Below are 13,151 nucleotides of genomic sequence, written 5' to 3' on the forward strand. Positions count from 1 at the left end.
TGCCGCCGCCCAATAGTTAATGCCCGCCCTGCAGCCTTTCGTACCGGCTGGCGCCGAGCCTGCCGGACCGTGTATTTTTCCCGCTTTGCGCCCGGCGACCGGGCCATCGATGGAGCGCAAGCGTGAGCATCAAGTCCGACAAGTGGATCCGCCGCATGGCCGAGCAGCACGGCATGATCGAGCCGTTCGAGCCGGGCCAGGTGAAGCTGCGCGGCGGCGACAAGCTGGTGTCCTATGGCACCTCCAGCTACGGCTATGACGTGCGTTGTGCGCGCGAGTTCAAGATCTTCACCAACATCAACTCGACCATCGTCGATCCGAAGGCGTTCGATCCGACCAGCTTCGTCGACATCGAAGCGGACGTGTGCATCATCCCGCCCAATTCCTTCGCGCTGGCGCGCACGGTGGAGTACTTCCGCATCCCGCGCAACGTGCTGACCATCTGCCTGGGCAAGAGCACCTACGCGCGCTGCGGCATCATCGTCAACGTCACGCCGCTGGAGCCGGAGTGGGAGGGGCACGTGACGCTGGAGTTCTCCAACACCACGCCGCTGCCGGCGAAGATCTACGCCAACGAAGGCGTCGCACAGATGCTGTTCCTGGAGTCCGACGAGGAATGCGAGACCAGCTACCGGGACCGCGGCGGCAAGTACCAGGGCCAGCAGGGCGTGACCCTGCCGCGTACCTGAGCGGCTGCATGAACCGCGTCGGCCGGGACCGGTCGGTGCGCCCCCGCCGGCGCTACACTGCGACGGTTCCCCAAGGTTCGACCCAGGAGATCCGCATGACCCGCTTCACGACGATGTTCCACCGCGCCGGCGCGGCGCTCCTGCTGGGCACCCTGCTGGTGCTGGGTGGTTGCCACCGCGGCAGCGTCAAGGACGAGGCTGCCATCGCGCAATCCAAGGGCGAATTCGATACCACCATCGAGGCCTACAAGAGCGGCCAGTTCCTGGTCGACGGCGCCGTACTCTCCGCACTGGATACCGGCAGTCACTTCGCCTATCTGAAGGATGTCGGCAAGCTGCCCAAGACCGTGCTGCTGATGCCCAGCGACGACTCGAAGATCCGCAAGGCGCACCTGCAGTTCATGGCACGCATGCAGCTGGACTACGGTTTTGTCGTGTACTACGACGACGGCGGTACGCTGAAAAAGATCAACCCGGTCGAGACCAAGGCGCGTGCGCTGGAGGACTACCACGCCCCGGTCAAGATGAGTGACGAGCTTCAGGGCAAATCCGCCGCGGGCAGCAGCATGGACCAGGACCAGCACTGAGGTCCGGGAACTCCGGTAGCACGCTCCGCGTGCTACGGGCTCGACAGGGCGGTCTGCAGTTCCCCGACGAGCGACATGCGTGCGGCTTCCGGATAGGGCTCGGCCGGCCCGTTGCCCCACACGGGCCCCGGCCACGCAGCGTCGCCCTCGCGCCGCGCCACCACGTGCACGTGCAACTGGCGCACGATGTTCCCCAGCGCGCCCAGGTTGAGCTTGTCGCACGGCGCCACCGCGCGCAGCGCGGCGCCCGCACGCTCGACCTCGTGCCACAGCAGCGTGCGCTCCGAGGGCGTCAGGTCGGCGATCTCGACCAGCCCCGCGCGCTGCGGCACCAGCACCAGCCAGGCGAAGCGCTCGTCGTTCATCAGACGTAGTTCGCACAGGTCCAGCCGCGCCACCGGAAGCGTGTCGGCCGCCAGGCGCGGGTCGAGCAGGAAGCCGATGCTGCTCATGCGCCCGCCAGCTCCCTGTCGAGAAAGGCCAGCGTGCGCTGCCAGGCCAGCGTGGCACTGGCTTCGTCGTAATGCGGATCGTGGTCGCGGTTGAAGGCGTGCCCGGCCGGGTAGGTGAAGACGTCCATCTGCGGCAGCCGCTCGCGATGCTTGGCGACAGCTTCGGGCGGGATGCTCCTGTCGCGTTCGCCGAAATGGAACATCACTGGCGCCTTGGGCGTCTCGCCGAGGAAAGCGAGGTTGCGCGCGCCGTAGTAACTCACCGACGGCAGCCCCAACCGCAGCGCGGCGAGCAGCGCCACGGTGCCACCCCAGCAGTAGCCGACCGTGCCGATGCGGCCGGCCGAGGCGATCGCCTCGGCGGCGCTGGCGACGTCTTCCACCGCGCGCTCCAGCCCCAGCTCGGTGACCAGGTTCTTGCCGCGTGCCATGCCACTGTCGTCGTAGGGCAGTTCCAGCCCGCTTTCCAGATGATCGAAGAACGCCGGCGCGATCGCCGTGTAGCCGGCGCCCGCGAAGCGGTCGGCCACGTCGCGGATGTGTGCGGTGACGCCGAAGATCTCCTGGATCACCACCACGCCGCCCTTGGGCTTGCCTTCGGCCCTGGCGAGGTAGCCGCCGATGCACTGCGTGCCGCTGGTGGGAATGTTGATCGACTGGCCCATGGCTGGACGGCTCCTGCATGTTGCTGAAGCGCCAAGCATACCGGCCCGGTGGTGAGCCGCCCGCTCACGTATAATTGCCCGTTTTCACGGCCGGGTTTCCGGCTGGTTTTCCTGGCATTTTCCGGTAGCAATCCATGTCGCAGGCTTCCCCCAAGATCGGTTTCGTCAGCCTCGGCTGCCCCAAGGCGCTGGTCGATTCGGAGCGCATCCTCACCCAGCTCAAGGTCGAGGGCTACGAGATCGTGCCCAGCTACCAGGCGGCCGACGCGGTGGTGGTCAACACCTGCGGCTTCATCGATGCGGCGGTGCAGGAATCGCTGGACGCGATCGGCGAGGCGCTGCACGAGAACGGCAAGGTGATCGTCACCGGCTGCCTGGGCAAGCGCTCGGAGCTGATCCGCGAAGCCTATCCGGAGGTGCTCTCGATCAGCGGCCCGCAGGACTATGCAAGCGTGATGAGTGCGGTGCACACGGCGCTGCCGCCGCAGCGCAATCCGCTGCTGGACATCATCCCCGACACGGGCGTCAAGCTGACGCCCAGGCATTACGCGTACCTGAAGATCTCCGAAGGCTGCAACCACCGCTGCAGCTTCTGCATCATCCCTTCGATGCGCGGCGACCTGGTCTCGCGTCCGGTCGACCAGGTGCTGCTCGAGGCCGAGAAACTGGCCAGGGGCGGCGTCAAGGAACTGCTGGTGATCTCGCAGGACACCAGTGCCTACGGCGTGGATCTGAAGTACGCGGAGCGCGAGTGGCGCGGCAAGGCCTACCGCACGCGCATGACCGAGCTGTGCCAGGGCCTGTCCGAGCTGGGCGTGTGGACGCGCCTGCATTACGTCTACCCGTACCCGCACGTGGACGAGGTGATGCCGCTGATGGCCGAGGGGAAAATCCTTCCCTACCTGGACATCCCGTTCCAGCACGCCAGCCCGCGCATCCTCAAGCTGATGAAGCGCCCCGGCAACATCGACAGGACGCTCGAGCGCATCCGCAGCTGGCGCGCCGCGGTGCCGGACATCACCCTGCGCAGTACCTTCATCGTCGGCTTCCCCGGCGAGACCGATGCCGAGTTCGAGGAGCTGCTCGACTTCCTGCGCGAGGCGGAGCTCGACCGCGTCGGCGCCTTCGCCTATTCGCCGGTGGAGGGCGCGCGCGCCAACGAGCTGCCCGATCCGGTCTCCGAGGAACTGAAGGAAGACCGGCTGGAGCGTTTCATGGCGGTGCAGGCGGAAATCTCCGCCGCCAAGCTGCAGCGCAAGCTCGGCCGCACGCTCACCGTGCTGGTCGACGAGGCCGGTGCCGACGGCGCGGTCGCGCGTTCGTCGGCCGACGCGCCGGAGATCGACGGCGTGGTGCACATCGCCGACGGCCAGGGGCTCAAGCCCGGCCAGTTCGTGCAGGTGGTGGTCGAGGACGCCGACGAGCACGACCTGCACGCGTGCCTGGCGCAGCCGCTGCTCAAGGTCGTCTAGCCGCCCATGCGCCACGTCGCGCCGGCGCGCGAGGCGATCGATCCGGCGGTGTTCGCGCAGTCGCCGTTGGCCGGGTGGAGCGCGTACGCGGACCTGCTGCACGGGCCGGACTGGCCTTCCATCGAGGCTCTCGATGCGCGCTGGCCGCCGGGCTCGCGTGAGCGTTTCGTGGCGCAGACGCCGGCGCTGCTGGCCGATGGCCGCCATTACGAACAGCGCATCGCCGAGACCGGCGCCATCGCCACCCGCGAGCGCAACTGGCACGACCTGTTCAATGCACTGGTGTGGCTGTGCCATCCGGCGCTCAAGCGCGCGCTCAACGCGCAACAGGTCGCCGAGTTGGCCCAGGCCGGGCCGAAACGGCGCACGCGCCCGCAGTGCGCGCTCACGCATTTCGACGAGGCGGGCGTGATCCTGTCCCTGCGTGATCCCGCGCTGCTGCCGCTGTGGGATGCGCATGACTGGCACGGCCTGTTCTGGCGTCACCGCGACGCATGGCTGGATGGTTCGCTGGAACTGGTGGTGTTCGGCCATGCCTTGCTCGAACACGCGCTCTCGCCGGACCGGCTGCTGGTGGGCAAGGCGATCGCGGTGGTCGGCGATGCGCGGTTTGCCCGCGACCGGGTCGCCTGCGCGATTGCGGACGGGCGCTTGCTGCGCGATCCGCAGGAGCTGCGGCCGTTGCCGCTGTCGGGCATTCCCGGCTGGCATGGTGACAACGGCAGCGAGGCGTTCCATCTAACGACGCCGTGTTACCAGCCGTTGCGCGCCGGGCGGGCCTATCCCCAGCCGTTGGTCATCCAGGGCCGGCCACGATGGAGCCGCCCCACGGGCTCTTGACGCCGCCGCCTGCACAGTGGCCGTCCCCATACCGTGGAGCGACCGCGTGATTCCGCGCTTCAACGACCACGCCGCCAACGAACGCACCTACCTGGCCTGGGTACGCACCGCGATCGCGGTGATGGCGTTCGGCTTCCTGGTCGAGCGCTTCGACCTGTTCCTCACCTACGCCTCGACCAACGCCTCGCGCGCGGCGCACCGGCTGCATCTGCACCTGCGCACCACCGAATGGGTCGGCCTGCTGCTGATCGTGTTCGGTGCGCTGATCATCCTGCTCGCCTCGGCGCGCTTCCTGCGCAATCGCCGCGACATCGCGCAGGAGCGCATGGAGGCTTACGCCGGTCCGGTCGGCGAGAAGCTGCTGGCGGCGATCCTGGTGCTGCTGGGGCTTTTCCTGGTCGTCTACGTGGGCCAGGAGCTGGCCGCGCTCGGCTCTCAGCCCGACCTGGGGTAATCGAACGTGTAGTCCACCGCAATCACCGCGAAGCGCGTGCGGCCGGCCGGAAGTTCGGCTTCGAACTCGTCATCCAGCTTTTTCTTCAGCAGCGCGCGGGCCAGCGGCGAATCGACGCTGATCCAGCCGCGCCTGGCGTCCGTTTCATCGGGACCGACGATGCGGTAGCGCACCGCTTCGCCGCTGTCGACGTTCTCCAGTTCCACGCTGGCGCCGAAGAACACCGTCCCGCGGTCCGCCGGCGCACCTTCGGCCACCTTCAACAGGGGAATGCGTTTGCTGAGGTAGCGCACGCGCCGATCGATCTCACCCAACTGCTTCTTGCGGTAGGTGTACTCGGCGTTTTCCGAACGGTCCCCCTCGGCCGCGGCCGCGGCCAGTGCCTTGACCACCTCCGGGCGCAACGTATGCCACAGGTGGTCGAGCTCGGCCTTGAGCTTCTCGAAACCCTCCCGCGTGACGATCGCGGTGGAGGATGGCGCGGGTGGGCGCCAACGGCTCATCGGCGCCCGCCGAGCAGGCCGCCGAGCACGCCGCGCAGGATCTGCCGGCCGAGCTGGCTGCCCATCGTGCGCACGACCTGCTTGCCCATCGTCTCGATCATGCCCTGGCGGCGTTTGGTGCCGAACAGTGCGTCGTGCACGGCGCCGCCCCAGGCGCCATCGTTCTGCGCGCCTGCCGGCGCCGTTGCGACAACCGCTGCATCGGCGGTCTTGGCCTGGGCACGCTGGGCGAGCATCTCGGCCGCCGAATCGCGGTTGATGGGCGTGTCGTACTTGGCGCCGACGGGCGAGCGCTGACGCACCATGCTGCGCTCGGCGTCGGTGATGGCGCCGATGCGGCAGCGCGGCGTGGTCACCATCACCTGCTCGACCGGGCTGGGCACGCCGCCCTCGCGCAGGGTGGAGGCCAGCGCCTCGCCCACGCCGAGCTGGCCGATCGCCTGCGCCACGTCGAGCCTGGGATTGGGCGCGAAGGTTTCGGCGGCCGCGCGTACCGCCTTCTGGTCGCGCGGGGTGAACGCGCGCAGCGCATGCTGGATGCGGTTGCCGAGCTGGCCGAGGATCTCCTCCGGCACGTCGTCAGGGTTCTGCGAGCAGAAGTACACGCCCACGCCCTTGGAGCGGATCAGGCGCACCACCTGCTCCACGCGCTGCTGCAGCGCGGGCGGGCAGTCGTCGAACAACAGGTGCGCCTCGTCGAAGAAGAACACCAGTTTGGGCTGCTCCAGGTCGCCCACTTCCGGCAACTGCTCGAACAGCTCGGACAGCAGCCACAGCAGGAAGGTGGCGTAAAGCCGGGGCTTGAGGATCAACTGGTCGGCGGCCAGCACGTTGATCACGCCATGCCCGCTCATGTCCTGGCGCAGCAGGTCGGCCAGCTCCAGCGCGGGCTCGCCGAAGAAGCCTTCGCCGCCGGCCTGTTCCAGCGCCAGCAGCGCGCGCTGGATCGCGGCGATGCTGGTCCTGCCGACCAGGCCGTAATGGGTGGAGATGTCCTTGGCGTTGTCCGCGGCGAAGGCGAGCAGGGCACGCAGGTCGGCCAGGTCCAGCAGCAGCCAGCCGTTGTCGTCGGCCAGCTTGAACACGATCTCCAGCACACCCTGCTGGGTGTCGTTGAGTTCCAGCACGCGGCCGAGCAGGGTAGGGCCCAGCTCGCTCATGGTGGTGCGCAGCGGATGGCCGCGCTTGCCGTAGAGGTCCCAGAAGATCACCGGGTTGGCCTGCGGCCGCCAGTCGGCGAGACGGAGTTTCGACAGTCGCGCCTTGATCTTGTCGCCGGGCTCGCTCGCCGGCAACGCGAGCCCGGCCAGGTCGCCCTTCACGTCGGCCAGCACGCAGGGCACGCCCAGCTGCGAGAAGCCTTCGGCCAGCACCATCAGCGAGACCGACTTCCCGGTGCCGGTGGCGCCCGCGACCATGCCGTGGCGGTTGCCGTAGCGCGGTTGCAGGCTGACGTCGGTGGTGTCGTTGCGGCCGATCAGGATGTCGGACATGCGAGGCGCTCCGTGCAGTGGAGGCCGGATTGTAGCCAAGCGGACGCCGGTCGCAGTTCGTGTGCCGGGCAGGCATCGCGGCTTTGGCATCGTGGCTGCATGCGCTATGGTGAATGTATTCCTGCCGTCAAGCTTTCGTCATGCCGTTGTCTACCCTTGCCCACCGTTTCCGCCTGGCGCCGCTGGCTGCCGGGCTCGTTCTGCTGACCGCCTGCGCCACCGGCGGGGGCGGACGCACCTCACCTGGCGTCAACGCGCTCTACGCGCAGTTGGACCAGTCCAGCAAGGGCTACGAGACTGCGCTGCAACAGGCGCGCGAAGGTGACGACCAGGCCTCCGAGCAGAGCCTCAAGCAATCGCTGGACAGCCTCAAGCAGGCGGCTGCGCGCTGCGGCAACACGTCCGGCTGCGACCCGCAGCGCTTCTTCTCGGTGTTCGACCGCCTGCTGCGGCTGAAGGATGGCGGCTTCTTCGCCGGCGACGACCTGGCCACGGTCGGCGAGGAAGGCCCGGACGAAACGGTCGCCGGTGAAGCCGGTGAGACCGGCGGCGCGGCGGCGCTGCCGCAGGCCCAGCGCAGCGTGACCCTGCTGCGCGGGCACAAGCTCTCCGAGCTGATCGCCATGAACGGCGCGGTGAAGGCGGCGCTGGAAATGTGGCTGACCCAATGGCGCTCCAACCTGGTCGACACCTGGATCAACTACCAGTACATGCGCTACGAGATGTGGCCGCAGTACGAGAAGGCGGACCTGCCCGAGGCGCTGCTGTTCGGCATCATGGCCAAGGAATCCGGCGGCAAGGTGCATGCGGTGTCGCGTTCGGGTGCCGCCGGCCCGCTGCAGTTCATGTACGCCACCGGCCTGCGCTTCGGCCTCAACAGCCAGGACGGCTTCGACACGCGCTTCGATCCGGCTCAGGCCGCGCGCGCCAACGCCGAATACATGGACGAGCAGCTGAAGGCGTTCAACGACAACCTGGAGCTGTCGCTGGCCGCCTACAACGGCGGCGAGGGCCGCATGCGCCGGATGGTCAGCGGCGAGACCGGTGTGAGCTTCTACGACCCGAAGATCTACAGCCAGCTTTCCGAGGAAACCCGCGAGTACGTGCCGGCGGTGCTGGCGGCGGCCTGGCTGTTCCTGCACCCGGACAGCTACAACCTGCATTTCCCGAAGATCGACGGCGTGCCCGGCACGATCACGCTCAAGCGTCCCGCCTCGCTGTCCGAGCTGACCATCTGTCTGGGTTCGGCCCAGGGCATGGACGACGGCTGGTTTCGCACCCTGCGCAACCTCAACCCGCGGCTCGATCCGCAGGTCGCACAGCCCGCCGGCAGCCAGTTGCAGGTGCCGAAGGAACTGGAGGCGGCGTATGCCTCGCGCTGCGTCGACGGGCCGTGGCCGATCCTGGCCAGCGACCTGCATTCGGCGGTGGTGCCGGTGGTGGTCAAGCCCGATCCGCCGGCGCCGCGCCACACCGTGCGCCCGCATTCGCGCTACATCGTGCGCCGCGGCGACACGTTGCTGGGCATCGTGCACAAGCTCGGCTGCTCGGACGTGCGCGAGCTGTCGGACATCAACGACCTGAAGCACCACAACATCCGCGCAGGACAGGTGCTGCGCTTGCCATCCTGCAGGCGTTGAGGGTGGCCGGGCAGGGCAGGCTGAAGTCCACTCAGCGGGCCGGCGGGAAGTCGTAGGGTGGGCTTCAGCCCACCAACCCGCTCACGCCGCCGCGCTGGACTGCATCCAGCTGTCCACCACGTCCTCGCGTTCGCGGGCGGCGCTGCCGTGCAGGTCCTTCAACTCCCGCACCACGCGCAGCAACTGCCGGTGGCGCGAGCGCACGAAGGCGTAGGGCGAATCCTTGGTCTCGTGGTACGCCACCGCCAGCCACAGCGCGATGCCGCGCAGGGCCACTTCCGGGTTGTCGGAACAGGCGCGGGTGAAGCCGATGGCGGTGCCGCGGCCCCAGGGCAGGTAGCGGTCCTGCGGCGGGGTGCCATAGAGATGGGGAAATTCGCCGCGCGCGGCCTGGCCGATCTCGCGCAGGGTCAACAGGCTCAGCCGTGCGCGGGCAGTGCCTGGCAGGGCCTCCAGGCTCTTTCCGATGCGGCGGAACTGGCGTTCCAGTTGCTGGCCGCGCACGAAAGCGATGAGCGGTACGATCAATCGCATGGGTTTTCCCCCGAGCCTGTGACTCGGCGGAGCATAGCCAAGCGTCGCGGCCCGGATACGCCTAAAACGTCACAGAATGACGTTTTGCGTCAGCCCTTCGGCAACGGCCGGCGGCCCAGGCGCTGGCCCAACTTGACCGTCTGCTGTGGCTTGAGCTCGTCCAGCTCGACCATGCCGGGCGGCAGCAGCAGGATCACCGTCGAGCCCATGTTGAAGCGCGCCATCTCGGCGAATCGCGCCAGGGTGATGCCCTGGCCGGCGAACGACTTGCGGCGGATGTGCGCGGCGTAGGGCGGGATCACCAGGCCGTCCCACACGGTCGCCACGGAGGACACCAGCACGGCGCCGACCATCACCGCCACGAAGGGGCCGTGCGGACTGTCGAAGTGGCACACCAGCCGCTCGTTGCGGGCGAACAGCCGCGGGATCGCCTCCACGGCGAAGGGGGCCACGCTGAAGATCCGCCCGGGCACGTGCACCGTCTCGCGGAGCGTGCCGCCCAGCGGCATGTGCACGCGGTGGTAGTCGCGCGGGGACAGGTAGATGGTGACGAAATCGCCCTCGCGATATGGCGCCGCCGCGGCCTCGTCGCCGAGCAGCTCGGCAGCCGTGTAGTTCTGGCCCTTGGCCTGGAAGATGCGCCCGTCGACGATGCGCCCGGCCTGGCTGATGCGCCCGTCCGCGGGCGAGACCAGTGCGGTGGGATCGCCGTCCTCGTGCCGCGCGTTGGGCTTCAGCTTGCGGGTGAAGAACGCATTGAAGTGCTGGTAGGCGAACGGATCCGGCTGTGCGGCCTCGGCCATGTCGACCTTGTAGCGGTCCACGATCTGGCCGATCAGGAAGTTCTTCCACGGCCGCCAGGTCCAGCGGGTGGCCCAGTAGACCACCCGCGACAGGGCGCGGTGGGGGAGCAGGTATTGGAGCAGAACCTTCGGAGTCATCGTGAAAGTATGAACGAAGCCCGCCCGCCGCGCCTCCCGTTGCAGGAGACGCGGCGTTCCGCTAGGCGGCGTACGTCACGTTGTCTGGATCTTGCGCAATCAGTGGCCGCTGCCGACCAGAGTCCATCCTGCCGGGTAGCTGGCCAACGCCGAGGTGTAGTTCCACCCGGTTCCATCCGAAAACGTCTCGGAGTACCACGACAGGCTGCCGGGGGTGGAAGGGGTGACGCTCGCGTTGAGGGTATCGTTGGCCCACACCAGGACGGCCTCGTTTCCCTGGTCGAAGTTGCCAGTGGCTGCGAGGTAGTTGCCGTCGGTGACGGGAAAACTCTGGACCACGCCGAACGTATCCATGGTTTCGGTGTCGCCCGAAAAATACTGCCGCCAGACGTACTGCGTAAACTGGCCGGCGCCGTTCTCGGTATAGACATTCAACCCGCCGAAATCGCCCGCCTCGGCCGCAGCCACGACATACTCCTGGGAGCCGTACGAACCGATCTGTCGCGATCGGAAACCGTTTGCGGTGCCCACCCACAGATAAAGGTCGCGGGCATCGCTCGTCCAGAGCAGGTCGACGTGCGTGCTTTGCTGAAAATGGCCGATGGCCGCGATGCGGTAGCCGCACGCGACGCTCATGGTGCGCGAATCGATACGTTTCGCTCCGCGCATCAACCAGTAGCCGAACTGGCAGCTGCTGGCGTTGGACCACAGAAGGTCCGCGTCACCGTCGCCGTTGACGTCCGCCGCACCCACCAGCTTCCAGCCGTCGGGATAGGTGCCGATGTAACTGGACTGGAAGCCGTTGCCCGAGGCCGTCCACAAGTACAGGTCGCGGCGGGCACTGGTCCACACCAGGTCCGCTCTCTTGTCGGCGTTGAAGTCGCCTACGCCGCTGATCCGATAGCCTGGGGTGATGTTGAATACCCGGTAAGAAGTACGCGCATAGAAATGGGAAGTGTCCTGCTGGCTGGATATCCAGTACGCGAACTGGCTCGTTTGCGCGTTGAACCAGAGCAGGTCGCTCAAGCCGTCGCCGTCGACGTCATTGGGTGCGACGTAGTAGTTCGAATAGAAGACTTCGTTGGGTTCCTGTAGAAAATTCGATGTGCCGACAGCGCTGGCTGTCATGGGCATCAATGCGATCGCTGCAAGCAGCGCGCGAAAACGCGATCCGGCCATGTTCCCTTCCCCTAATTGACAGCCCCCCTCCGGGGCCGGCGTATTCTGCTGCTCAGAACGGCGACCGCCAAGGCCGCCGGGTCCTGGACGCACCCGTACCGCTGATTCGACCGGCTATCATGTCGTTTTGCCGCCATCTGCCGCCGTGACCATCGAACTGTCCTCCATCATCGACTTCATACGCTACGGCGCCAGCCGCTTCTCCGCCGCCGGGCTGACCTTCGGTCATAGCCACGACAACCCGATCGATGAGGCGACCCATCTGGTGCTGGCCAGCCTGCACCTGCCGCCGGACATCCCGCCGGCCTACGGCGCCGGCCGGCTTACCGCCGACGAGCGCGAGCGCGTGCTGGAGCTGATCGAGCGGCGCGTCAACGAGCGCCTGCCGGTGGCCTACCTGGTCGGCGAGACCTGGTTTGCAGGGCTCAAGTTCAAGAGCGACCGTCGCGCGCTGGTGCCGCGCTCGCCGATCGCCGAGCTGATCGAATCGGGTTTCGTGCCATGGCTGGATGGCCGCCACGTGGAGCGCGCGCTGGACCTGTGCACGGGCTCCGGCTGCATCGGCATCGCCATGGCGGAGTACAACCCGGACTGGCAGGTCGACATCGTCGACATCAGCGACGAGGCGCTGTCGCTGGCGCGCGAAAACATCGTGTTCCAGCACGTCCAAGGACGGGTGGAAGCGGTCAAGTCCGACCTGTTCGACGGGCTCGATGGCCGGCGCTACGACCTGATCGTCTCCAATCCGCCCTACGTCACCGAGGACGAGTACGCCGCACTGCCGGGCGAGTACAGCCACGAGCCCAAGCTCGGCCTCACCTCGGGCGAGGACGGCCTGGACATCTGCCTGCGCATCCTCGACCAGGCCGCCGACCACCTGGCCGACGACGGCCTGCTGATCGTCGAAGTGGGCGAGAGCGAGCATGCGCTGGCCACGTTGTTGCCGCAGGTGCCGTTCGTGTGGATCGAGTTCAAGGTCGGGCCGATGGGCGTGTTCGCGCTCGAGCGGCGCGACCTGGTCGAGCATGCGGCAGCGATCCGCGCCGCGGCCGCCGCGCGCCGCTGACGCCGTGCGGCGAGAGAGCTGCATGGAACTGATCACCGCCCGATTGTCGATCGATCGCCTCCGCGCCGAGGATGCCGACGATCTGTTCGCCTGCCGCGCCGATCCGGCAGTGGCGCGCTACCAGGGCTGGCGGCCGGCGCGCGTCGCGGAGGCGCGCGCCTTCATCGACGCGCAGGCGGAACCGGCGCCGGGATTATGGTTCCAACGGGCGATCCGCCTGCGTGGGGACGGAGCGCTGATCGGCGACCTGGGCGTATGCCTGCCGGCCACGCCGGGCGAGTCGGTGGAGTTCGGCATCAGCCTGGCGCCCGCGCACCAGGGCCGCGGCTACGCGCGCGAGGCGCTGCAGGCGCTGTTCCACCAGGGCTTCGACGCACTGGGCTGGCGCCGCATCCACGCCTCGGTCGATCCGCGCAACGCCAGTTGCATGGCCTTGCTGCAGTCGCTTGGCATGCGCCAGGAGGCGCATTTCCGCGAGAGTCTGTGGCTGCATGGCGAATGGGTGGACGATGTGGTGTTCGCCATCCTGGTCCGCGAGTGGAAGACGCAGGCGGGCGCCTCGTAGGAACGCCCTTGAGTGGGACCGCCCCACTCGCTCCTGCGACATGGGCGCCGCTCACAGCCGCGACCAAGGTG

The 13,151-nt window shown here is 67.9% G+C and carries 15 protein-coding genes; 8 read left to right on the forward strand and 7 right to left on the reverse strand.

Annotated elements, in window-relative coordinates:
• The first annotated feature begins 122 nt into the window (after positions 1-122).
• Together dcd and AAIL17_RS12505 are read left to right on the forward strand one after the other, a co-directional pair.
• Positions 123-689, forward strand: a complete 567-nt coding sequence (dcd, locus tag AAIL17_RS12500) for a dCTP deaminase (RefSeq protein ID WP_424683174.1) — start codon at positions 123-125, stop codon at positions 687-689.
• Between the two features lie 95 nt (positions 690-784).
• Positions 785-1,276: a hypothetical protein gene (locus AAIL17_RS12505; RefSeq protein ID WP_424683175.1), complete on the forward strand. Its 492-nt coding sequence runs from the start codon at positions 785-787 to the stop codon at positions 1,274-1,276.
• 32 nt (positions 1,277-1,308) lie between these two features.
• Here AAIL17_RS12505 and AAIL17_RS12510 read toward each other — a convergent pair whose 3' ends face one another.
• Positions 1,309-1,728 carry an HIT domain-containing protein gene (locus AAIL17_RS12510; protein WP_424683176.1) on the reverse strand — a complete coding sequence of 140 codons (420 nt, stop codon included), beginning with the start codon at positions 1,726-1,728 and terminating at the stop codon, positions 1,309-1,311.
• Positions 1,725-2,393 carry a dienelactone hydrolase family protein gene (locus tag AAIL17_RS12515; RefSeq protein WP_424683177.1) on the reverse strand — a complete coding sequence of 223 codons (669 nt, stop codon included), beginning with the start codon at positions 2,391-2,393 and terminating at the stop codon, positions 1,725-1,727. The genes AAIL17_RS12510 and AAIL17_RS12515 overlap by 4 nt, the downstream gene beginning before the upstream one ends.
• A 134-nt stretch (positions 2,394-2,527) precedes the next feature.
• On the opposite strand from AAIL17_RS12515, the gene rimO reads away from it, so the two are divergent.
• From rimO to AAIL17_RS12530, 3 genes are read left to right on the forward strand one after another with little or no spacing between them, the layout of a single operon-like run.
• Positions 2,528-3,865: a 30S ribosomal protein S12 methylthiotransferase RimO gene (gene rimO / locus AAIL17_RS12520; protein ID WP_424683178.1), complete on the forward strand. Its 1,338-nt coding sequence runs from the start codon at positions 2,528-2,530 to the stop codon at positions 3,863-3,865.
• Between the two features lie 6 nt (positions 3,866-3,871).
• Positions 3,872-4,705: a DUF3025 domain-containing protein gene (locus AAIL17_RS12525; RefSeq protein ID WP_424683179.1), complete on the forward strand. Its 834-nt coding sequence runs from the start codon at positions 3,872-3,874 to the stop codon at positions 4,703-4,705.
• Positions 4,706-4,751: 46 nt separating this feature from the next.
• Positions 4,752-5,159, forward strand: a complete 408-nt coding sequence (locus tag AAIL17_RS12530) for a YidH family protein (protein WP_424683180.1) — start codon at positions 4,752-4,754, stop codon at positions 5,157-5,159.
• Here the strand turns inward: AAIL17_RS12530 and greB are convergent.
• Both greB and AAIL17_RS12540 read right to left on the reverse strand, forming a co-directional pair.
• Complete coding sequence (greB, locus tag AAIL17_RS12535) at positions 5,141-5,662, reverse strand: transcription elongation factor GreB (protein WP_424683181.1); 522 nt, start codon at positions 5,660-5,662, stop codon at positions 5,141-5,143. The genes AAIL17_RS12530 and greB overlap by 19 nt on opposite strands.
• Positions 5,659-7,155 (reverse strand): helicase HerA-like domain-containing protein, encoded by a 1,497-nt coding sequence (locus AAIL17_RS12540; RefSeq protein ID WP_424683182.1) that lies wholly within the window; start codon positions 7,153-7,155, stop codon positions 5,659-5,661. The genes greB and AAIL17_RS12540 overlap by 4 nt, the downstream gene beginning before the upstream one ends.
• A gap of 140 nt (positions 7,156-7,295) precedes the next feature.
• Here AAIL17_RS12540 and AAIL17_RS12545 point away from each other — a divergent pair, with 140 nt between their 5' ends.
• A complete protein-coding gene (locus AAIL17_RS12545; RefSeq protein ID WP_424683183.1) occupies positions 7,296-8,795 on the forward strand; it encodes a transglycosylase SLT domain-containing protein in 1,500 nt (499 codons plus the stop codon).
• Positions 8,796-8,876: 81 nt separating this feature from the next.
• Here the strand turns inward: AAIL17_RS12545 and AAIL17_RS12550 are convergent, their stop codons facing one another.
• From AAIL17_RS12550 to AAIL17_RS12560, 3 genes are all read right to left on the reverse strand, one after another.
• Positions 8,877-9,329, reverse strand: a complete 453-nt coding sequence (locus tag AAIL17_RS12550) for a hypothetical protein (protein ID WP_424683184.1) — start codon at positions 9,327-9,329, stop codon at positions 8,877-8,879.
• Between the two features lie 89 nt (positions 9,330-9,418).
• Positions 9,419-10,270, reverse strand: a complete 852-nt coding sequence (gene asd, locus AAIL17_RS12555) for an archaetidylserine decarboxylase (protein WP_424683185.1) — start codon at positions 10,268-10,270, stop codon at positions 9,419-9,421.
• A 99-nt stretch (positions 10,271-10,369) separates the two neighbouring features.
• Complete coding sequence (locus AAIL17_RS12560; RefSeq protein ID WP_424683186.1) at positions 10,370-11,449, reverse strand: FG-GAP repeat domain-containing protein; 1,080 nt, start codon at positions 11,447-11,449, stop codon at positions 10,370-10,372.
• Positions 11,450-11,594: 145 nt separating this feature from the next.
• Here AAIL17_RS12560 and prmB point away from each other — a divergent pair, with 145 nt between their 5' ends.
• Together prmB and AAIL17_RS12570 are read left to right on the forward strand one after the other, a co-directional pair.
• A complete protein-coding gene (prmB, locus tag AAIL17_RS12565; protein ID WP_424683187.1) occupies positions 11,595-12,515 on the forward strand; it encodes a 50S ribosomal protein L3 N(5)-glutamine methyltransferase in 921 nt (306 codons plus the stop codon).
• 22 nt (positions 12,516-12,537) lie between these two features.
• Entirely contained in the window at positions 12,538-13,080 is a 543-nt protein-coding gene (locus tag AAIL17_RS12570) for a GNAT family N-acetyltransferase (protein ID WP_424683188.1), read from the forward strand.
• Positions 13,081-13,151 lie beyond the last annotated feature (71 nt).

The organism is Frateuria sp. YIM B11624 (genome assembly GCF_049727805.1).
Taxonomy (GTDB): domain Bacteria; phylum Pseudomonadota; class Gammaproteobacteria; order Xanthomonadales; family Rhodanobacteraceae; genus Frateuria_A.